Here is an 18,085-nt window from a genome sequence, read left to right as displayed (position 1 = left end):
CGGCTGCGCATCTCGCGGCACGTCCGAGTCCTCCACCGCTGACGAGAAGGCCGGCGCCGAGCAGTTGAACGCTTACCATTACGCTGGATCGCATGATCTCCCAGGAGATACAGGTACTGGCCGGGGAACTAGTCGCCGCCGCCGGTCTGCCACAGATGGTGGACCTGTCCCCGTTGACCGGCCGCGGATTCGAGAACACGATCGTGGTAATCACCTTCGAGGACGAGAGCAAGGCGGTCCTCCGCGTCTTCACCGAGGCCAGGGAGTCTGAGACCGCCAGGGCGGCATTCCTTGCCCAGCATGGTCTTCCCGCCCCCGCACTGCTCGCCGCCAGCGAACACGCCTCGCTCATCGAATTCGCCGAGGGCGCCACGCTCGGCGATCATATCGAGGAAGGGACCGACACGGAACAGGTGTGGCAACTCGTCGGCGCCGCGTACGCACGGGTGCACGCGGTCGCCTTCCCCAGCGGGCTCGCGGGCGAGGACCTCGGCCCCTCGCGCTTCGTACTGACCCCCAGAGACCCTGCTGCCGAACTGCACGCGATCGTGGAAGATTCCGTCCGGGGGCTGCACCGGCTGGCACCGGGCCTGATCCCTCTGCTGGGCGAGTTACACCTGGCCATCGACGCGGCCGCCCCGTCGCTGCGGGGAGCCCGATCGGCGCTGGGACACGGGGACATCAACATGTGGAACGTGCTGGTGTCGACGGATCGCGCGACGCTCATCGACTGGGACTTCCCCAGGGTGGGCGACCCGGCGAAAGAAGTCGCGCTGCTTCACAAACACGCCTCTCTCTACAACGAGACCGGCCTGCCCCCCGCCTTCTTCGCCGGGTATGGCACGCCACAAGAGCCCAACACCACGCTGCACCGGGTCGTGCAAACACTGGGCTGGGCAACCAGCGACGACTTCATCGACTTCGAGAACGACCCCCATCTGCCCGAGGATCTCAAGCAGCGTGCCAAAAACTGGCTGCCGAAACTCGTCGCCTACGTTAGCGAGATGCCCGCGCATCTTGAACGGCTGCGCGAGCTGACCCCCCGCTGACCCGGCACCTCGTTTCGACCGAAGTCGACTTCGGTTGATTTCGTCAGATTAGTTTACGGCCCAGGACCGCAAACACTTCGATCTCCGCTTCGAATGCGTTCGCTGCGGTTTCGACCGCGTTGAGCATGACGTGCCGATCGAACTTGTGGCAGAAGTGGTCTGATCTCCCGAAACCGGGCCGCCTCCGCAGCCACCGACACCCCAGAGACACCGACAACGAACGTCAGTGCCAAAGCCACCGCACCCAAGGCGCGCCGAGCAGAGCGCACGAATTCCTCCCCCAAGTCCACACCGAAGCAAAGGAGAGCGTCCTTCTGAGGCGTGGGCCGAGCAGTTCCTCGACGAGATGTCCTCGCCGCCGGGACGCGCCTACATCCGCGACGCCCTGCTCGGTGACCCGGACGGCACCAACGCCGGCCAGTGCTCGGCGTACGCGGCCGAGCAGATCGAGGTGATCCTCGCGCGGGCCGCCGAACGGGGAGAACAGGCGCCGGACGTGGAGACGGTGCTCGACCGCGCGGTGGCGCCGATGATGTACCGCATCCTGTTCCGGCCGAACTAACTCGGGCCCGCGTACGCGCGGCAGCTGGTGGCGACGCTGGTCGAAGGCGACCGCTGAGCGGACGACCTCAGCGCCGGGCGAGGACGCGCTTTCCCAGCCAGCCCGCGTAGACGGCCAGTCCCGCGAAGCCGGCCTTCCGTGTGGGGCCGGCCGCGATCGCCAGGCCGATGGCGAGTTCGGTGGCGCCGTTGCGGTAGGTCCAGTTGCGGACGTCGTCGGCGAAGGCCAGCTTCGTCACGGGTTCGAAGGCCGCCGGGGCGGCGAAGTGGGCGAGGCCGGTCGCGGCGATGCCGAGGCCGAGGAGCTTGGACATGGAGTGCCTTCCTTGTTCAGTCGAGGACGCCGGCGCGGCGCCAGAGCCGGCGGCTCGGGCCGCCGATGAGGCCGATTTCGGTGAAGTGTTCGACGGCCTTGGCGGCCCACGCCGCCTTGGTCCGGCGCCAGTGCGGGTTCGCGACGGCGACCTGGCGGGCTTCGCGGGGGTCGAGGCCGACGGAGGTGTATGCCTTGGGGTGCAACAACTCCGACGTCGCGACGTAGGCCATCCCGGCGATCGCCCAGCGGATCAGTTCGCGGCCGACGCGGCCGTGGCGTGCCCAGGCCCGGCCCAGTTCGTCCTTGGCGAAGCTGATGTGACGTGCCTCTTCGATGACGTGGATGCGCGAGATCATCCGGATCATCGGCTGCAGGCTGTCGTCGCGCATCATCTCGCGTTGCATGCCGTCGGCGAGTTCTTCGACGTAGATGGCGCCGGCGAACAGCAGCGCCGGGCCGCAGATCGCGCCGAACAGCTTGCCCGCGCGGTGCGCCGAGCGGCTCGGGCGCCGGACGACGCCACCGCTCTTCGCGATCGAACGGGCGAACATGGTGCTGTGACGGCATTCGTCGGCGATCTCGGTGAGCGCGTACTGGGCGTTGTGCGTCGTCGGGTCGCTGTTGTAGACGTGGCGCACGAGGCCCTGCATGAGGATCAGCTCGAACCAGATACCCGATGCCGCCGCGGCCGCCGCCTCTTGGCGGCTCAGCTCGGCGCGCTGGTCTTCGTCGAGACGGTCCCAGAGTTCCGTGCCGTACAAGGAACATCGCTCGGGCGCCTTGCCGTACGCCCCGTCGACCAGCGGTGCCTGCCAGTCGACGTCGACGTCCGGGTCGTAGGACAGCCGCGCGGAGGAGCGCTGCAGGCGCTCGGCGACGCGTTCGCTTTCGGTGTTCGCGGTCATGACGACCTCCTCGGATCCTTGTGCTCGGGCAGCGGTCCGCCGCCGTCGGGGATGACCTGCCCGGAATCGCGGTAGGCCACCGCCTCGTGGAAACCATCGCGTTCGGCGAACTCGCGGAACCAGCGGCCTTCGGGCGTGTGCCGGGTGATGCCGTCGAAAAGCGTCGCGAGCGTCTGGGTGCCGGAAAGGCCCATGTTGTCGTAGGCCTGGTTGATCATCAGTTTCTGCATCACCAGCTGGTTCGTCGGCACGCCGGCCATCCGGTCGGCCAGTTCCTCGACGGCGGCTTCGAGCCGCTCGGGTTTCACCGCGTCGAGCGCGAGTCCCCAGTCCGCCGCGGTGGTGCCGTCGATGGTGTCGCCGGTGAGCAGCATCCGTTTCGCGCGCTGGGCCCCGACGCGGTAGACCCACATCGCGGTCGTCGGGCAGCCCCACACCCGCGCGGGCGGATAGCCGATGCGCGCGTCGGTCGCCATGATCAGCACGTCGCATGACAGCGCGATGTCGCTGCCGCCGGCGATCGCGTGTCCTTGCACCTGGCAGACGGTGGGTTTCAGCGAGCGCCACAGGCTGAAGAAGTCGTCGGTGTTGCGCTTCATCACCCGGTAGTCCTTGACCGGATCCCAGACCGGGCCCTGGTTCCAGCGGCGTTCGGCGTCTTCTTCGGCGAACTGCTTGAGGTCGTAGCCGGCGCAGAACGACCGGCCTTCGCCGCGCACCACGATCACCCGGACCGCGTCGTCCTCGTTCGCCAGCTCCACGGCCTGCCGGATCTCGCGCGGCATGACGTCGTTGATCGCGTTGAGCCGCTCGGGGCGGTTCAAGGTCAGGTACGCCTTGCGATCTTCGACGCGGTACGTGAGCGTCTCAAACGCCATCGGAACCGCCCAGCGCGCGAAGGGTGAAGGTGACCAGCTGCGGGATCGTGTCCGGCCCGCCGTCCCCGGCCAAGGGCCCGACCAGCATTTCCGCGCCCGCGCCGACCAGCGCCGCGGCGGTCGCCTCGGCGTCCTGCGGGGGCAGCAGTCCCCTCGTCACGCCGTCGGCGATGTTCCTGGCGATGACCTCGCGGAACGCGCGGCGGAACACCAGGCGCTCGGCCTCCACCACGGCGTCGACCGGCTCGGCCAGCAGCGCGTACGCCAGCCTCGGCGCCTTCAACGCCCGTCCGGCGAAGGTCTCGATCACGGCGACCACGCGTTCGCGGACGTCACCCTGGGACGCGGCGGCCTCGACGGCGTCGACCTCCCGGGAGACCACCTCGCGGAAGACCTCGACGACGAGGTCTGCCTTGGACGGGAACTGCCGGTACACGCTGCCGGTGCCCACGCCGGCCTGCGCGGCGACCGCGGCCATGGAGCAGCCCGCGTAGCCGGTCTCGGCCAGCAGCGCGATGGCCGCGGCCAGGATCTCGCCTCGCTGCGAGTCCAGTCTTGCTTGCGTCTTCGGGGTCCGGCGGTACGGCATGGCAAGGAGTGAAGCACGGATTCCGCTCTTCAGTCCAGCTCTTCCCGGAACAGTTCGTGATCGACCGCGGTGGCCGTCACGAAACCCATGGCGGCCGCGGTCACCACGAACGTCATGCCCGACGGGCACGATTCCCGTCGCGCCAGGTCACCTGCGGCGTAAACACCCGGTACGCCGGTGAAGCCGGCATCGTCGATCCGCACGGTGCCGTCGTCCTGCAGCACGCAGCCCAGTTTCCCGGCCAGCGGGTCGGCCTGCCGCGTGGTGGCGTGCAGGAACACCGCCGCGCATTCCACCGGGTCGCCTTCGCGGAACGTGATCCGTTCGACTTCGTCCTCGGGTCCCTCCACACTTCGCACCGGCTCGCGGCGCACGTGGACCGCACGTTTGCCCAGTAGCGCCTCGTCTTCGGCGGACAACGTGAAACCGTTGGCGCACAAGGTGACATCCTGGCTCCAGCGGGTCAGCTGGGCGGCGAACATCACGTCCTGCCGTCCCTCGGTGGCCAAGACGGCCAAAGGCCGGTCCCGGAATTCCCAGGCATGGCAGTACGGGCAGCCGAGCACGCTCTTCCCCCAGCGCTCGGCCAGCCCGGCGATCCCGGGCAGGTCCTCGACCACTCCGGTGGCCAGCACGATCCGGCGCGCCTTCACCGGACCGCCGTCCTCGAACACGACCGTGAACCCGCCGCATTCGCCGTCGACGGCCCGGACCCGGCCCTCGCGCAGGCGCACCTCCGGGTACTCCGACAGTTGCTCACGACCGGCGGCCCGTAACGCGTCCGGGTTCATCCCGTCGCAGGCCAAGAGCCCGTGCACCCCCGCGGCCGTCGAATTCCGGCCCCCGCCACCGTCGATCACCAGCGCACTGCGCCGGGACCGGCCGAGCACGAGCGCGGCGCTCAACCCTGCGGGTCCGGCACCGATGATCACCGCGTCATAACCGTCATCGCGCACGGGATGGCCTCTCTGTCCGGGAGTCGGGGCAGCACCCGCATACCCAGGCCGCCCGCGGGGAAACCTGCCCCCGGCGGGTGCCACGTGCTCAATTCCGGTCGATGGTGACCGTCGCCGAACCCTGACCCGGTGCGCGCCGGAGATCGACGGCTCCCTTGCGCTCGCCTTCCACAAAGCCATCGAGGAGACCGTCGACGCGACGCTGCGGAGCGGCCCGTCCGGCCGGGAGGCCATCGACTGCGTGGTGATCGTCACCCACACCGGTTGCTTCAGCCCGGTCAGCGCGGCACTTGCGCGAGATCACCCCGTTCGTGCTGGAAGCGGCGCTCCAGGAGGCCGAAACCGTGCTCGAACCGGTCAGCCGGATCGAGGGGGAACTGCCCCGACGATTCGTGACTGCGCTGCTTTCCCGGCCTGTCGGTCGCGGTGGCACCGTCACGGCTCGGTGACGCGGGGCGACCGGGCCGAGCTGACAGGCATCCCGCCCACGGGAGAGTCGCCCGGTTCGAACTGAACCGGCGGGCCACCGGCCCCGGGTTAGCCCGAATCGGCCAATCCCCCGCCAGCCGGAACGAGTACGTTCTTGATGGTCGGCGAAATCCGCCGTCCGAGGGAAAGGGCCACGATGGATCAGTTTCGCGACACCGCTTCGGCGTTGCGGGAGCTCACCGAGTCGATGCGGCTCGACGAGCCCCGCGACGAGTTGCTGGAACGGGTGGCGAAGAAGGTGGTCGGCCTGCTGCCGGGCGCGGACGCGGCCACGGTGACCCTGTACTCCGACAACGAACCGAGCACTGTCGCCGGGACCGACGACTCCCTGCTTCCCCTCGACAAGGCGCAGTACACCGCGGATGAGGGCCCCTGCCTGAAGGCCGCCGAAAGCGGGATGATCGTCCGGACCCTGCTGGACGAGGACACGGCCGCGCGCTGGCCGGATTTCGCGGCCGCCGCCGACCAGCTCGGCGTGCGATCCGCGCTGGCCTGCCCGTTGTTCGTCCCCGACGAATCCCATTTCCGGCGGCGTGACACCGAGCCGCTGTCCGGCGCGCTCAACGTCTGGAGTTTCCAGAAGGACGCCTTCGACCCGGTCGAAGCGGCCCTGGTCGCGATGTTCACCTCGGCGATCTCGGCGATCATCCTGACCGCGTCCCGCTGGGCCGCCGCCGAACGACAGGCGGAGACCCTGGTCGCCGCGCTGGAGACCAGGGACGCCATCGCCACCGCGAAGGGAATCGTGATGGCACGTCTGGAGCTGAACGCCGAGGAAGCCTTCCGCTGGCTCACCGAGGCGTCGCAGCACACGAACCGCAAGATCCGGGAGATCTCGGTGCTGATCGCGGAAGACCCGGGAGCGGTTTTCGGCCGTTAAGCCAGCGAGACCCGGCGGTTCTCGCGCGAGGACTCCAGGCCGGCTTCCGCGAGCCGGATGCCGCGCACCCCCGCCATGAAGTCGTAGGGATGCGGCGCGTCCTCCACGACGTGGCGGACGAACTGCTCCCACTGCGCGCGGAAACCGTTGCCGAAGTCCTCGTTGTCCGGCACTTCCTGCCACTGCGAACGGTACGACCGCGTCTCGGCGAGGTCCGGGTTCCACACCGGCTTCGGCGTGGCCTCCCTCGGCTGGATGACGCATTTGTGCAGGCCCGCGACGGCGCTGCCCTTCGTTCCGTCGACCTGGAATTCGACCAGTTCGTCGCGGTGGACCCGCACGCACCAGGACGAGTTGAGCTGGGCGATGACGCCGCCTTCGAGCTCGAAGATCGCGTACGCGGAGTCGTCGGCCGTCGCGGCGTAGCGGTCGCCCTTCTCGTCGACGCGCTCCGGGATGTGGGTGACGGCCTTCGCGGTCACGGCGTTGACGGCGCCGAAGAGGTTCTCCAGCACGTAGTTCCAGTGACAGAACATGTCGACGACGATGCCGCCGCCGTCCTCGGCGCGGTAGTTCCAGCTGGGACGCTGCGCCGACTGCCAGTCCCCCTCGAAGACCCAGTAGCCGAACTCGCCGCGCACGGACAGCACCTGGCCGAAGAAACCGCTGTCCATCAGGCGCTTCAGCTTGAGCAGGCCGGGCAGGTACAGCTTGTCGTGGACGACGCCGTTCTTGACCCCGGCCGCCTCGGCATGCCGCGCCAGGGCGAGCGCGCCTTCGACCGACTCGGCCACCGGCTTCTCGGTGTAGATGTGCTTTCCGGCGTCGATGGCGCGGACGATCGACTTCTCGCGGACCGCGGTCAGCTGCGCGTCGAAGTAGAGCGGGAGGTCGTCGTCGCCGAGCGCGGCGTCGAGGTCGGTGGTCCAGCGGGTCAGCCCGTGCCGGGTGGCGATCTCTTCGAGCTTGTCCGCGTTGCGCCCCACCAGGACCGGCTCCAGCTGGACCCGCGAACCGTCGGCCAGCTCGACCCCGCCGGCCTCCCTGATCGCCAGGACCGAGCGCACCAGGTGCTGCCGATAGCCCATCCGCCCGGTGACGCCGTTCATCACGACGCCGAGTTTCCGCGTGGTCATCCGTTCTCCTTTGAAAGCGCTTTCCTGAGCACATCCTGAAAGCGCTTTCTCATACTGTCAAGACCGATGCGAGGAAAGTCCCTCCGGCTCAGGACGCCGGGTCGTAGGCGCGGACGGCGTCGAGGTACTCGGTGATGGCGTCCCGGTTGCGCAGCAGGCATTCGGCGCGCCGGGTCATCCGGTCGCGTTCGGCCTCCAGGGTGTCGAGCATCTCCCTGGTCGCGTCCGGGAAGTAGATCTGCCGGGGTTTGTCCAGGCACGGCAGGATCTGCTTGATGATCCTGGTCGGCAGCCCGGCGTCGAGCAGGCCGCGGACCTGGATGACCCGGTCGACCGAAGCCTCGTCGTAATCGCGGTAGCCGTTGGACAGCCGCTCCGAGACGATGAGACCCTGCTCCTCGTAGTACCGCAGCAGACGGCGCGACGTGCCCGTCCGCTCCGACAGCTCCCCGATCCGCATGTGCGCCACCTCACCCCGGCCGACTTGACCTTCACATCTATGTGATGGTTCGAGCATACGGAGCATGACTGCGAAACTCCCACTCGGCGCGCTGCTGGCGCTGACCACGGCGGCGTTCGTCACCGTCCTCACCGAAGCCCTGCCCGCGGGGGTGCTGCCCGCGATGAGCGCCGGCCTCGGCGTCGGCGAAGCGGCGACAGGGCAACTGGTGACGGTGTACGCGATCGGCACCGCGCTGACCGCGATCCCCCTGTCGGCCGCGACCGCGGGCTGGCGCCGCAAACGTCTGCTCCTGACCGGAGTCGCCGGTTTCGCGGTCGCCAACACGGCCACGGCGCTGTCCACGAACTATCCCTTGACGCTCGGCGCTCGGTTCGTCGCCGGGATCGCGGCCGGCGTGGTCTGGGCCCTGCTGGCCGGTTACGCCCGGCGGCTGGCGCCGGAACCGGTGCGGGGCAAGGCGATCGCCATCGTGATGACCGGTATCCCGCTCGCGCTCTCGCTCGGCATCCCCGCCGGCACCTTCCTCGGCGGCCTCTTCGGCTGGCAGGTGACGTTCTCGCTCATGTCGGTGCTCGCGCTCGCCCTGCTCGGCTGGATCGCGCTGGCCGTCCCCGATTTTCCCGGGCAGGACGAGAGCGGCAGGCTCCCGGTGCGCCGGACCCTCGCCGTACCGGGCGTGGCCGCGGTCCTGTTCGTGACGCTGACATTCGTGCTGGCGCACAACATCCTCTATACCTACATCGCCACCTTCCTCGAACACGTGTCGATGGGCGGCTCGGTCGATCGGATCCTGCTGGTGTTCGGGCTGGCTTCGTTGGTCAGCATCTGGTTCGTCGGTCTCTTCATCGACCGACGGCTGCGTCCGCTGACCGTCGCCGGCACCCTTCTCGTGGCGCTCGGAGCGACGATTTTGGCGCTGTCGGGTGAAAGTCCGGCGCTCGTCTACGTCGCCGTGACGCTGTGGGGGCTCGGCTGGGGCGGGATCCCGACGCTGTTGCAGACCGCCGCCGCGCAGGCGGGCGACAAGGGCGGCGCGGCGGACATCGCGCAGGCCATGCTGGTCACCCTGTGGAACGCGGCGATGGCGGGTGGCGGGATCGCCGGTGGCGTCCTCCTCGACGGCTTCGGCGCGGAGTCGTTCCCCTGGAGTGTCCTCGTGCTGCTCGTGCCGACGCTGGCCGTGGTGCTGGTCGCGCGACGGCACGGGTTCACAGCGGCAGTTCCGGATGACTCCGGATCGCCTCGAGAACCAGGTCGACAGCGGCGCGAGGCGCGGACCCGCGCCTGATCGCCGCGGTGATGGAGCGGTCGACCGGCGTCGCGAGCTCGCGGGTGGCGACGCGGTAGCGCCGGTCGACGGCGAGGCCGGGGAGGAGCGCGATCGAAAGCCCGGCCTCGACGTGCTGCAAGGTCATCATGTAGTTGCTGAACCGCGCGATCACGCGCGGCTCGAAACCGGCTTCGCGGCAGAGCCGGGTGGCGAGGTTCGCCATGTACGACTGGGGGACGTCGAACGCCCAGGGCTCGCTCGCGTAGGCGGCGAGGTCGGCAGGGCCGCGACCGGCCGCCGGATGCCCGGTCGGGACGACGAGCACGATCGGGTCGGTCGCGAGCGGCACGAGTTCCACGTCCGGGCCCAGCGGCTGTTCGACGAAATCCGTGGTGGTGATGATGACGTCGGCGTCACCGACGCGGAGCGCGGGCATGCTGACGTGCGGTTCGAGTTCGAGCAGTTCGATCTGCAGGCGCGGATGCGAGCGGGCAAGCCGGTTCACCGCGGGGACAGCGATGGTGTGGATCGAACTCTGGAAGGCGCCGAGGCGGACGAACCCCGCCGGTCCCTCACCGAGACCGCGCAACTCGGCCTCGACGGTGTCCATGTGGTCGAGGATCTCCCTCGCGCGGCGGGCCAGCATCCGCCCGGCCGGGGTCAGCCGGACGCGGCGGCCGGTGCGCTCCAGCAGCTGCGTCCGCGTCTCGGCCTCGAGGACCGCGAGCTGCTGGGACACGCTCGACGCGCTCAGGTTGGCCGCTTTCGCGACCGCGCGGACGGTGCCGAGCGTGTCCAGCCTGCTCAGCAGGCTGAGCCTCCAGGGATTGAGCATGCGCCCCATTGTTGTACGGATCGGCCGAACAGCACAGCCGGAATCGTGAGCTGGACGTGTCGCTCGGCGGCGACCTACCGTCGAGACATGGCTGCTCCGATCACCGACCTGTCCACCGCCGACCGTTTCTGGGCCGACGCCGACCGGCACCTCGTGCGCTACGCCGGGGCCGGCGACTTCACCCGCGAGATCATCGACCACGCCGCCGGGAGCTACCTGTTCACCGAGTCCGGGCGGCGGATCCTCGACTTCACCTCCGGGCAGATGAGCGCGATCCTCGGGCATTCCCATCCCGAGATCGTCGACACCGTGCGGCGGCAGATCGGCTCGCTCGACCATCTGTTCAGCGGGATGCTGAGCCGCCCCGTCGTCGACCTCGCGCGACGGCTGGCCGAGACTTTGCCGTCACCGCTGGAAAAGGCGCTGCTGCTGACCACCGGTGCGGAGTCGAACGAGGCCGCGATCCGGATGGCGAAGCTGGTGACCGGGAAGCACGAGATCGTGTCGTTCGCCAGGTCGTGGCACGGGATGACGCAAGCGGCGGCGAACGCGACCTACAGCGCGGGCCGCAAGGGCTACGGGCCGACCACGCCCGGCAACTTCGCCATTCCCGCACCGAATTCCTATCGACCGGATTTCCTTACCCCGGAAGGGGAACTGGACTGGAAGCGGCAGCTGGACTTCGGGTTCGAGATGATCGACGCCCAGTCCGTCGGCAGTCTCGCGGCGTGCATCGTCGAACCGATCCTCAGCTCGGGCGGGATCATCGAACCGCCTGTGGGTTACTTCGCGGCTCTGCGAGAGAAGTGCCGCGAACGCGGGATGCTGCTGATCCTCGACGAGGCACAGACCGGCTTGTGCCGCACGGGAAACTGGTACGCGTTCGAACGCGACGGCGTCGTCCCCGACATCCTCACGCTGTCCAAGACACTGGGTGCCGGCCTCCCGCTCGCGGCGGTGATCACCAGTGCCGAAATCGAGCAGGAAGCGCATGACCGCGGCTACCTGTTCTTCACCACGCACGTCGCGGATCCGCTGGTGGCGGCCGTCGGGAACACCGTGCTCGACGTCCTCACCCGCGACCGGCTCGACGAACGCGCCACCGAACTGGGCGCCTTCCTCCGCCGCGGCCTCGACGACCTCGCCGCCCGTCATCCCGTCGTCGGCGACATCCGCGGACGGGGCCTGCTGGTCGGCGTGGAACTCGTCGTGGACCGAGCCACGAAACGCAGCTCCGACGAACTCGGCGCGCTGGTCACCCGGCGCTGCCTCGAATTGGGGCTGCACATGAACATCGTGCAGTTGCCGGGTATGGGCGGGGTCTTCCGGATCGCTCCCCCGCTGACGGCGACCGAGGACGAACTGGCGGAAGGGCTCGCCGTACTGGATCAGGCCATTGGGGACGCTAGCGCGCGCTGGTCTTGAGTCCAGCCTCGTAAGTGGCAAGGACGGTTATTGAGGGGTAAGTCAAACGTGTCGTGGTGCCAGCGCTGTCACACTGGCTGCACCCGTCAAACGTCAAGGCAGGTTTTCGCAGCGCGAAGCTGATTGTCCATAAAGGACTCTGACGCGTCTCCGCGTATCCGGTTTGGGCGCTTTGCGCGGGGGTCGTGAGTGGTAATGGTCGTTCTAACGCTCTTTATCACTCACGACCCCGGCGCCTGAATACGCAAAGTACCCAAATCGGGCGCCGATGCCCTTATGACGACCGAGCCGCTCCGAGGGCTTCGAGACCCGACACGTTTGCCTTACCTCTCACGAGTCGCCCGAAGTAGCTCAGACCGGCGCGCTCTCCCGGCTGCGGGACAACAGGAACGCCGCGATCCCGGCGGGGAAGAACATGAGCACGCCGTAGATCCCGGCGGGCACGGCCATCGCCTTGTCACCGAGCACGGAAATCGCCACCGCGATCGCGAGGGTGGCGTTGTGGACGCCGATCTCCATGGCGGACGCGATCGACTGCCCGCGGTCCACCCGGAACAGCCGCGGCACGTAGTACCCGATCGCGAGGCTGAGCACGGAAAGCGCCAGCGCCACCGGCCCGAGCGTCCAGATGTTGTCCACCAGCGTCCGGAACTCCTGCGCGATCGCCGCCGCGATCACCAGGACGAGCACCACGGCGGAGCCGATCTTGACCGGTTTGCGCATCCGCTCGGCCCAGCCGGTGAACCGGTGCCGCACCGCCATCCCGATCACGACCGGGATCAGCACGATCGCGAACACCTGCACGAACTTCGCGGGCTGGAGTCCGAGCGAGGAGCCACCGTCGAGGAATTCGGCCATCGACAGGCCGACCACCAACGGCAGGGTGAACACGGCCAGCACCGAGTTGATCGCCGTGAGTGTGACGTTGAGGGCGACGTCGCCGCCGGCGAGGTGACTGAACAGGTTCGCCGAAGTCCCGCCGGGCGAGGCGACGAGCAGCATCATGCCGACCGCGAGCACGCCCTCGAGGCCGAACAACACGATGAGGCCGACGCAGATCACGGGCAGCACGATCATCTGGCACACCAGCGCGATGACGGCGGCCTTCGGGTACTTCAGCACCCGCGTGAAGTCGCCGACGGTCAGGGTCAGGCCCAGCCCGAACATGACGAGTGCCAGCGCTACCGGCAGGAGGATGGAAAACATCGCCGAACCCATCGAGGGGCCTCCGTCCGATATGCCCTTTTCAGATCGGCAATCGTGTCAAGCGGCGTGAACGGGGTCAAGGTACCGAAACCCAGCCGTGACCCCGCTCGATCGGCGCCGTAAGAGTTCGGTAACCGCCCGAACCGGGCGAACCGGACGGTTCGCGCGGTTGAATGTCCTCATGAAACGCAAGCGGGTGCTCGCCGTTCTGGCGGCCGGCCTGGTGGTGGCGGTGGCTGCGGGCCTCTACTGGTTCCAGCCGTGGAAGCTCTGGGTGAACGAAACGGTCCAGGATGCGGCGCCCGTCGCCGCCCAGCCATCGGTTCAACCTTCGGAAAGCGCCGCACCCGCCCCGAAAGAGCCCTCGATCGTGGCCACCGGCGAACTGATCAGCCACGAACACGCGACCAGCGGCAAGGTCCGGATCTTGCGCGCGGCCGACGGGTCGCTGGTGCTGCGCCTGGAGAACCTCGACACGAGCAACGGGCCGGATCTGCGGGTCTGGCTCACCGACGCGCCGGTCATCCCCGGCAAGGACGGCTGGTTCGTGTTCGACGACGGCGCGTACGTGAACGCCGGGAAACTCAAGGGCAACAAGGGAAGCCAGAACTACACGCTGCCCGCGGGCACCGATCTGGCGCGCTATTCGAGCGTGACGATCTGGTGCGACCGGTTCAACGTGTCCTTCGGCGCGGCCGAGCTGGCGAAAACCGTTTAGGCGAGCCGGTCCACCGCGTACTCCAGCTCCGCGCGAACCGCCCGCAGATCGATGCCGCCCGGATCGATGATCGACGCCACGGCGATCCCCCTCAGCATCCCCACCAGCGCCGCCGCGTACGCGTCGGGGTCGCGGACGCCGGCGATGGAGCCGTCCGCGATCCCGGCGGCGACGGTCTGCGCGATGGCGAACCGGTACCGGCGGTCGGCCTCGGTCATCGCCGACCGCACCGCCGGATCGCCGACGGTCGCGTCCGTCCAGAGCACCACGAAAGCCCGGTTCAGCGGCGGCATGTCGGTGAGCAGCTCGAAGAAGATGTCCAGCAGGGCACGCAGCATGTCCATCGGGCTCGGGGTCAGCCCACCGGTCCGGGTGGCGACGGCGGCGCTGAAGACGTCGGCGAACTTCTCCGCGGCGAACTCGACGAGCCGCTGGACCAGCGTCTCCTTCGAGCCGAACAACTGGTGGACGACGCCGCTGGGATAGCCGGTCCTGGCGCAGATCATGCCGATCTTGAGCCGGGCGAACCCTGCCTCGCCGATCAGGCGGGCGGCGGTGTCGAGAATCCGTGTCCGTGCGATCTCCTGGTCACGCTGGACCTGGTGCTCCTCCGCAGACGAGTCCACGCCGCGATCCTCCCATGACTTCCGGTTCGTCACCTGTCGACGCGGCGTTACGATCCGGACATGAGGATCGCCTTCGCCGCCGACGACCGGAACGCCACCACGGACGCCGTCCAGGCATATCTCGCCGAGGCGGGCCACGAAGTGTTCCGCCCCGCGACGTCGGACGTCTGGCCGGAACTCGGCGCGGCGGTGGGCAGGGCGGTCGCGGACGGCGAGGCCGATTTCGGTGTGGTGATGTGCTGGACCGGGACGGGTACGGCCATCGCGGCCAACAAGGTTCCCGGCGTCCGCGCGGCGCTGGCCTGGGACACCTGGATCGCCGCGGGCGCCCGCAAGTGGAACGACGCCAACGTGCTGGCGCTGAGCCTCAAACGGCTGGCCCCCGACGTGGCCGTCGAAATCACCGACGTCTTCCTTTCCGGTGTCCTGCCCGACCCCGACGAATCGGCGAATATCGCCCGGCTCGGCGAAATGGACGAATTCCGCCGGTGAACGGCACCGAACCAGTGAACGGTTAACGCTGTCGAACGTATTAGGCCGTTCGCAGGAAAATCACCACTCTACGTAGTGATGCTTCCCATATTGGTCCAGACCACGTACCGTCTCCCGCAACAAAACGTTCTCCCGTGGAGGTGGTCGATGAAGACGCATCCCCGCCTGCCCGGCTCCGGCCGAGGCAACGCGATGTCGCCGATTTCCCTTTGACGAAACCATCTCCAAGATCATTTCCCTGCACCGGGTTGTAAGGAGTGAAATGTCGAGAAAAAGATGGCATCTGGTCGGCCTGTTCACGGCCGTGGCGGCGCTGGCGGTCGGTCTGGTGACCGTGCCGGCGAACGCGGCGGGCGGGGTCGGAGCCACCCTGACCAAGGGGTCGGACTGGGGCTCCGGCTGGGAAGGCAAATACACGATCACCAACAACTCGGGATCGAGCCTGACCACCTGGACCCTCGAGTTCGACCTCGCCGCGGGGCACTCGATCGCGTCGCTGTGGGACGGCAGCTACACCGTCTCCGGCCAGCACGTGACCGTCAAGAACACCTGGAACGGCAACCTTTCCAACGGCGGTTCCACCAGTTTCGGCTTCAACGTCAAGTACTCCGGCGCCTACACCGCGCCCGCCAACTGCAAGATCAACGGCGGCTCGTGCGACCCCGGCGGCGGTAACCCGACCACGACGCCGACCACACCGACCACCACGACGTCCAATCCCCCGACGTCGACCAGTACGAGCAAACCGCCGACCACCACGACTTCGAACCCGAACCCGGGCGCGAAGAAGAACCTCGGGTACTTCGTGCAGTGGGGCGTCTATGGCCGCAACTACCACGTGAAGAACATTCACACTTCCGGTTCCGCGGCCAAGCTGACGCATATCAACTACGCGTTCGGCAACGTCACCAATGGTTCCTGCACCGCGAACGACGACACCTACGCCGATTACGACAAGTTCTACGACGCCGGGTCCAGTGTGGACGGTGTAGCGGACTCGTGGGACGCCGGTTCGCTGCGCGGTAACTTCAACCAGCTGCGCAAGCTGAAGAAGATGTACCCGGGCCTCAAGGTGCTGTGGTCGTTCGGCGGCTGGACCTGGTCCGGCGGCTTCGGCCAGGCGTCGAAGAACCCGGCCGCGTTCGCGGAATCCTGCTACAAGCTGATCAAGGACCCGCGCTGGGCCGACGTGTTCGACGGTATCGACATCGACTGGGAGTACCCGAACGCCTGCGGTCTCACCTGTGACACCAGCGGCCCCGCCGCGATCAAGAACGTGGCACAGGCGCTGCGCACCAAGTTCGGCTCCTCGTTCCTGGTCACCGCCGCGATCACCGCGGACGCCAGCAGTGGCGGCAAGATCGACGCCGCCGACTACGGCCCCGCTTCGGCGTACTTCGACTGGTACAACGTCATGACGTACGACTTCTTCGGCGCCTGGGCGGCGCAGGGTCCGACGGCCCCGCACTCGCCGCTGACCTCGTACCCGGGCATCCCGCAGCAGGGCTTCAACTCCGACGACGCTATCCAGAAGCTCAAGGCCAAGGGTGTCCCGGCGAGCAAACTGTTGCTGGGTATCGGTTTCTACGGCCGAGGCTGGACCGGCGTCACGCAGGACGCCCCGGGCGGCACCGCGACCGGCGCGGCACCGGGCACCTACGAGGCGGGCATCGAGGACTACAAGATCCTCAAGAACAGCTGCCCGTCGACCGGCACCATCGCGGGTACCGCCTACGCGAAGTGCGGCAACAACTGGTGGAGCTACGACACTCCCGCGACCATCAACGGAAAGATGGGCTGGACCAAGAACCAGGGTCTCGGCGGCGCGTTCTTCTGGGAGCTCAGTGGTGACACCTCGAACGGCGAACTCGTCACGGCCATGCGCAACGGCCTGAACTGAGAGGTCGACAGTGGCCAAGCGGACTTGGATCCAGGCCGTCGGCCTGGCCGCCGCTGCCGCAACGGCCGGCGCGGTCCTCGTGATCGCGCCGGCCTCCGCGGCCGGCGGCGTCGGCGCCGCCTTCAGCAAGGGTTCCGATTGGGGCTCGGGCTGGGAGGGCAAGTACACGATCAGCAACAACTCGGGAGCTGGCCTTCCCTCGTGGACGGTCGAATTCGACCTCCCGGCGGGGCACTCGATCGCTTCGCTGTGGGACGGCAGCTATTCGGTCTCCGGACAGCACGTGACGGTGAAGAACACTTGGAACGGCAACCTTTCCCACGGCGGTTCCACCAGCTTCGGGTTCAACGTCAAGTATTCCGGGGGTTACGTCGCCCCGGCGAACTGCAAGATCAACGGTGGTTCCTGTGATCCGGGCGGCGGCGGTCCGACCACGACGCCGACCACACCGACCACCACCTCCTCCCCGACGACGACCACGAGCAACCCGCCGCTGCCTGGCGGCCGTGGCGCGCCGTATCTGTACATGGGCTGGGGAAGCCCGCCGAACCCGCAGACGGTCATGAACGCGACCGGGATCAAGTGGTTCACGATGGCGTTCATCCTGTCCTCCGGTGGCTGCAACCCCGCCTGGGACGGCAGCCGTCCGCTCCAGGGCGGCGTCGACGCGAACGCGATCGCGCAGATCAAGGCCGCGGGCGGGCAGATCGTGCCGTCGTTCGGCGGGTGGAGCGGCAACAAGCTCGGCCCGAACTGCTCGACGCCGGAAGCGCTCGCCGGGGCCTATCAGAAGGTGATCGACGCCTACGGTCTCAAGGCGATCGACATCGACATCGAGAACACCGACGAGTTCGAGAACGCGGTCGTGCAGGACCGCGTGCTGAACGCGCTGAAGATCGTGAAGGCGAACAACCCCGGTGTCCAGACCATTCTCACCTTCGGCACGACGACCAGCGGCCCGAACTCGTGGGGCAACCGGCTCATCGACCAGTCGAAGGCGCTGAACGCCGGGATCGACGTCTACACGATCATGCCGTTCGATTTCGGTGGTGGCGCGGATATGTACGGCAACACCATCAGGGCGGCGAACGGCCTGCGGGACAAGCTGAAGTCGACCTTCGGGTGGAACGACGCCACGGCGTACGGCCACCTGGGCATCAGCGGGATGAACGGTCTCTCGGATCAGCGGGAACTGACGAGTCTAGACACCTGGACCCGGATCACCGACTGGTCCAAGACGAACAAGATCGCCAGGCTCGCGTTCTGGTCGACCAACCGTGACCGGGGCTGCCCGAACGGCGGGGTCGCCGAGAACTGCAGTGGTATCGCGCAGAACGATTGGGAATTCACGCGGATCACCGCGGCTTTCTGACGTCCCCGGGTTTCTCGAA

Annotated in this window: 21 protein-coding genes; 10 read left to right on the top strand and 11 right to left on the bottom strand. The window is 68.0% G+C overall.

Going from position 1 to position 18,085, the window contains the following annotated elements:
• Positions 1 to 92: 92 nt before the first annotated feature.
• Both ACLJQ7_RS25650 and ACLJQ7_RS25645 read left to right on the top strand, forming a co-directional pair.
• Positions 93 to 1,049, top strand: coding sequence for a phosphotransferase enzyme family protein (locus tag ACLJQ7_RS25650; RefSeq protein WP_410650715.1), 957 nt, complete (start codon positions 93 to 95; stop codon positions 1,047 to 1,049).
• A 226-nt stretch (positions 1,050 to 1,275) separates the two neighbouring features.
• On the top strand, positions 1,276 to 1,611 hold the full coding sequence (locus ACLJQ7_RS25645; RefSeq protein ID WP_410650714.1) for a TetR-like C-terminal domain-containing protein: 336 nt from the start codon (positions 1,276 to 1,278) through the stop codon (positions 1,609 to 1,611).
• A 67-nt stretch (positions 1,612 to 1,678) separates the two neighbouring features.
• Here ACLJQ7_RS25645 and ACLJQ7_RS25640 read toward each other — a convergent pair whose 3' ends face one another.
• From ACLJQ7_RS25640 to ACLJQ7_RS25615, 6 genes are all read right to left on the bottom strand, one after another.
• A complete protein-coding gene (locus tag ACLJQ7_RS25640) occupies positions 1,679 to 1,924 on the bottom strand; it encodes a hypothetical protein (RefSeq protein WP_410650713.1) in 246 nt (81 codons plus the stop codon).
• Between the two features lie 16 nt (positions 1,925 to 1,940).
• Positions 1,941 to 2,831 (bottom strand): AurF N-oxygenase family protein, encoded by an 891-nt coding sequence (locus ACLJQ7_RS25635; protein ID WP_410650712.1) that lies wholly within the window; start codon positions 2,829 to 2,831, stop codon positions 1,941 to 1,943.
• On the bottom strand, positions 2,828 to 3,709 hold the full coding sequence (locus tag ACLJQ7_RS25630; protein WP_410650711.1) for a crotonase/enoyl-CoA hydratase family protein: 882 nt from the start codon (positions 3,707 to 3,709) through the stop codon (positions 2,828 to 2,830). The genes ACLJQ7_RS25635 and ACLJQ7_RS25630 overlap by 4 nt, the downstream gene beginning before the upstream one ends.
• Entirely contained in the window at positions 3,699 to 4,298 is a 600-nt protein-coding gene (locus ACLJQ7_RS25625; RefSeq protein ID WP_410650710.1) for a TetR/AcrR family transcriptional regulator, read from the bottom strand. Before ACLJQ7_RS25625 ends, ACLJQ7_RS25630 begins: the two co-directional genes overlap by 11 nt.
• 29 nt (positions 4,299 to 4,327) lie before the next feature.
• Positions 4,328 to 5,254, bottom strand: coding sequence for an NAD(P)/FAD-dependent oxidoreductase (locus ACLJQ7_RS25620; protein ID WP_410650709.1), 927 nt, complete (start codon positions 5,252 to 5,254; stop codon positions 4,328 to 4,330).
• An 88-nt stretch (positions 5,255 to 5,342) separates the two neighbouring features.
• Positions 5,343 to 5,513, bottom strand: a complete 171-nt coding sequence (locus ACLJQ7_RS25615; RefSeq protein ID WP_410650708.1) for a hypothetical protein — start codon at positions 5,511 to 5,513, stop codon at positions 5,343 to 5,345.
• A gap of 31 nt (positions 5,514 to 5,544) precedes the next feature.
• On the opposite strand from ACLJQ7_RS25615, the gene ACLJQ7_RS25610 reads away from it, so the two are divergent.
• A complete protein-coding gene (locus ACLJQ7_RS25610; protein WP_410650707.1) occupies positions 5,545 to 5,703 on the top strand; it encodes a hypothetical protein in 159 nt (52 codons plus the stop codon).
• A 176-nt stretch (positions 5,704 to 5,879) separates the two neighbouring features.
• Complete coding sequence (locus ACLJQ7_RS25605) at positions 5,880 to 6,623, top strand: GAF and ANTAR domain-containing protein (RefSeq protein WP_410650706.1); 744 nt, start codon at positions 5,880 to 5,882, stop codon at positions 6,621 to 6,623.
• Here the strand turns inward: ACLJQ7_RS25605 and ACLJQ7_RS25600 are convergent.
• Positions 6,620 to 7,759 (bottom strand): Gfo/Idh/MocA family protein, encoded by a 1,140-nt coding sequence (locus tag ACLJQ7_RS25600; RefSeq protein ID WP_410650705.1) that lies wholly within the window; start codon positions 7,757 to 7,759, stop codon positions 6,620 to 6,622. The two genes, ACLJQ7_RS25605 and ACLJQ7_RS25600, sit on opposite strands and share 4 nt — an antisense overlap.
• Before the next feature lie 88 nt (positions 7,760 to 7,847).
• Entirely contained in the window at positions 7,848 to 8,219 is a 372-nt protein-coding gene (locus ACLJQ7_RS25595) for a MerR family transcriptional regulator (protein ID WP_410650704.1), read from the bottom strand.
• A 64-nt stretch (positions 8,220 to 8,283) separates the two neighbouring features.
• On the opposite strand from ACLJQ7_RS25595, the gene ACLJQ7_RS25590 reads away from it, so the two are divergent.
• Positions 8,284 to 9,510 carry an MFS transporter gene (locus tag ACLJQ7_RS25590; protein ID WP_410650703.1) on the top strand — a complete coding sequence of 409 codons (1,227 nt, stop codon included), beginning with the start codon at positions 8,284 to 8,286 and terminating at the stop codon, positions 9,508 to 9,510.
• On the opposite strand, the gene ACLJQ7_RS25585 is transcribed toward ACLJQ7_RS25590, so the two are convergent.
• Positions 9,431 to 10,327: a LysR family transcriptional regulator gene (locus tag ACLJQ7_RS25585; protein ID WP_410650702.1), complete on the bottom strand. Its 897-nt coding sequence runs from the start codon at positions 10,325 to 10,327 to the stop codon at positions 9,431 to 9,433. The two genes, ACLJQ7_RS25590 and ACLJQ7_RS25585, sit on opposite strands and share 80 nt — an antisense overlap.
• Before the next feature lie 87 nt (positions 10,328 to 10,414).
• Between ACLJQ7_RS25585 and ACLJQ7_RS25580 the strand changes: the two genes are divergently transcribed.
• Positions 10,415 to 11,752: an aspartate aminotransferase family protein gene (locus ACLJQ7_RS25580; protein WP_410650701.1), complete on the top strand. Its 1,338-nt coding sequence runs from the start codon at positions 10,415 to 10,417 to the stop codon at positions 11,750 to 11,752.
• Positions 11,753 to 12,103: 351 nt separating this feature from the next.
• Here the strand turns inward: ACLJQ7_RS25580 and ACLJQ7_RS25575 are convergent, their stop codons facing one another.
• Entirely contained in the window at positions 12,104 to 12,970 is an 867-nt protein-coding gene (locus ACLJQ7_RS25575) for a bile acid:sodium symporter family protein (RefSeq protein ID WP_410650700.1), read from the bottom strand.
• Between the two features lie 169 nt (positions 12,971 to 13,139).
• Between ACLJQ7_RS25575 and ACLJQ7_RS25570 the strand changes: the two genes are divergently transcribed.
• Positions 13,140 to 13,676, top strand: coding sequence for a DM13 domain-containing protein (locus ACLJQ7_RS25570; RefSeq protein WP_410650699.1), 537 nt, complete (start codon positions 13,140 to 13,142; stop codon positions 13,674 to 13,676).
• On the opposite strand, the gene ACLJQ7_RS25565 is transcribed toward ACLJQ7_RS25570, so the two are convergent.
• Positions 13,673 to 14,302 (bottom strand): TetR/AcrR family transcriptional regulator, encoded by a 630-nt coding sequence (locus ACLJQ7_RS25565; RefSeq protein ID WP_410650698.1) that lies wholly within the window; start codon positions 14,300 to 14,302, stop codon positions 13,673 to 13,675. The genes ACLJQ7_RS25570 and ACLJQ7_RS25565 overlap by 4 nt on opposite strands.
• A gap of 60 nt (positions 14,303 to 14,362) precedes the next feature.
• Here ACLJQ7_RS25565 and ACLJQ7_RS25560 point away from each other — a divergent pair, with 60 nt between their 5' ends.
• From ACLJQ7_RS25560 to ACLJQ7_RS25550, 3 genes are all read left to right on the top strand, one after another.
• Positions 14,363 to 14,794, top strand: coding sequence for an RpiB/LacA/LacB family sugar-phosphate isomerase (locus tag ACLJQ7_RS25560; RefSeq protein WP_410650697.1), 432 nt, complete (start codon positions 14,363 to 14,365; stop codon positions 14,792 to 14,794).
• Positions 14,795 to 15,056: 262 nt separating this feature from the next.
• A complete protein-coding gene (locus tag ACLJQ7_RS25555) occupies positions 15,057 to 16,694 on the top strand; it encodes a glycosyl hydrolase family 18 protein (RefSeq protein WP_410650696.1) in 1,638 nt (545 codons plus the stop codon).
• A 10-nt stretch (positions 16,695 to 16,704) separates the two neighbouring features.
• On the top strand, positions 16,705 to 18,066 hold the full coding sequence (locus ACLJQ7_RS25550) for a cellulose binding domain-containing protein (RefSeq protein ID WP_410650695.1): 1,362 nt from the start codon (positions 16,705 to 16,707) through the stop codon (positions 18,064 to 18,066).
• The last annotated feature ends 19 nt before the right edge of the window (positions 18,067 to 18,085 follow it).

It is taken from the genome of Amycolatopsis sp. cmx-4-54, assembly GCF_046548895.1.
GTDB lineage: Bacteria > Actinomycetota > Actinomycetes > Mycobacteriales > Pseudonocardiaceae > Amycolatopsis.
Note: the sequence above shows the minus strand (reverse complement) of the source record. Positions and strands in the feature narration are given on the sequence as shown.

Bases quoted from the DNA above. Each gene is read 5' to 3' on its own strand.
- ACLJQ7_RS25590 (WP_410650703.1), top strand. From the start codon at position 8,284: ATGACTGCGAAACTCCCACTCGGCGCGCTGCTGGCGCTGACCACGGCG.
- ACLJQ7_RS25635 (WP_410650712.1), bottom strand. From the start codon at position 2,831: ATGACCGCGAACACCGAAAGCGAACGCGTCGCCGAGCGCCTGCAGCGC.
- ACLJQ7_RS25630 (WP_410650711.1), bottom strand. From the start codon at position 3,709: ATGGCGTTTGAGACGCTCACGTACCGCGTCGAAGATCGCAAGGCGTAC.
- ACLJQ7_RS25605 (WP_410650706.1), top strand. From the start codon at position 5,880: ATGGATCAGTTTCGCGACACCGCTTCGGCGTTGCGGGAGCTCACCGAG.
- ACLJQ7_RS25560 (WP_410650697.1), top strand. From the start codon at position 14,363: ATGAGGATCGCCTTCGCCGCCGACGACCGGAACGCCACCACGGACGCC.
- ACLJQ7_RS25585 (WP_410650702.1), bottom strand. From the start codon at position 10,327: ATGCTCAATCCCTGGAGGCTCAGCCTGCTGAGCAGGCTGGACACGCTC.
- ACLJQ7_RS25575 (WP_410650700.1), bottom strand. From the start codon at position 12,970: ATGGGTTCGGCGATGTTTTCCATCCTCCTGCCGGTAGCGCTGGCACTC.
- ACLJQ7_RS25650 (WP_410650715.1), top strand. From the start codon at position 93: ATGATCTCCCAGGAGATACAGGTACTGGCCGGGGAACTAGTCGCCGCC.
- ACLJQ7_RS25640 (WP_410650713.1), bottom strand. From the start codon at position 1,924: ATGTCCAAGCTCCTCGGCCTCGGCATCGCCGCGACCGGCCTCGCCCAC.
- ACLJQ7_RS25600 (WP_410650705.1), bottom strand. From the start codon at position 7,759: ATGACCACGCGGAAACTCGGCGTCGTGATGAACGGCGTCACCGGGCGG.
- ACLJQ7_RS25555 (WP_410650696.1), top strand. From the start codon at position 15,057: ATGTCGAGAAAAAGATGGCATCTGGTCGGCCTGTTCACGGCCGTGGCG.
- ACLJQ7_RS25570 (WP_410650699.1), top strand. From the start codon at position 13,140: ATGAAACGCAAGCGGGTGCTCGCCGTTCTGGCGGCCGGCCTGGTGGTG.
- ACLJQ7_RS25625 (WP_410650710.1), bottom strand. From the start codon at position 4,298: ATGCCGTACCGCCGGACCCCGAAGACGCAAGCAAGACTGGACTCGCAG.
- ACLJQ7_RS25595 (WP_410650704.1), bottom strand. From the start codon at position 8,219: ATGCGGATCGGGGAGCTGTCGGAGCGGACGGGCACGTCGCGCCGTCTG.
- ACLJQ7_RS25580 (WP_410650701.1), top strand. From the start codon at position 10,415: ATGGCTGCTCCGATCACCGACCTGTCCACCGCCGACCGTTTCTGGGCC.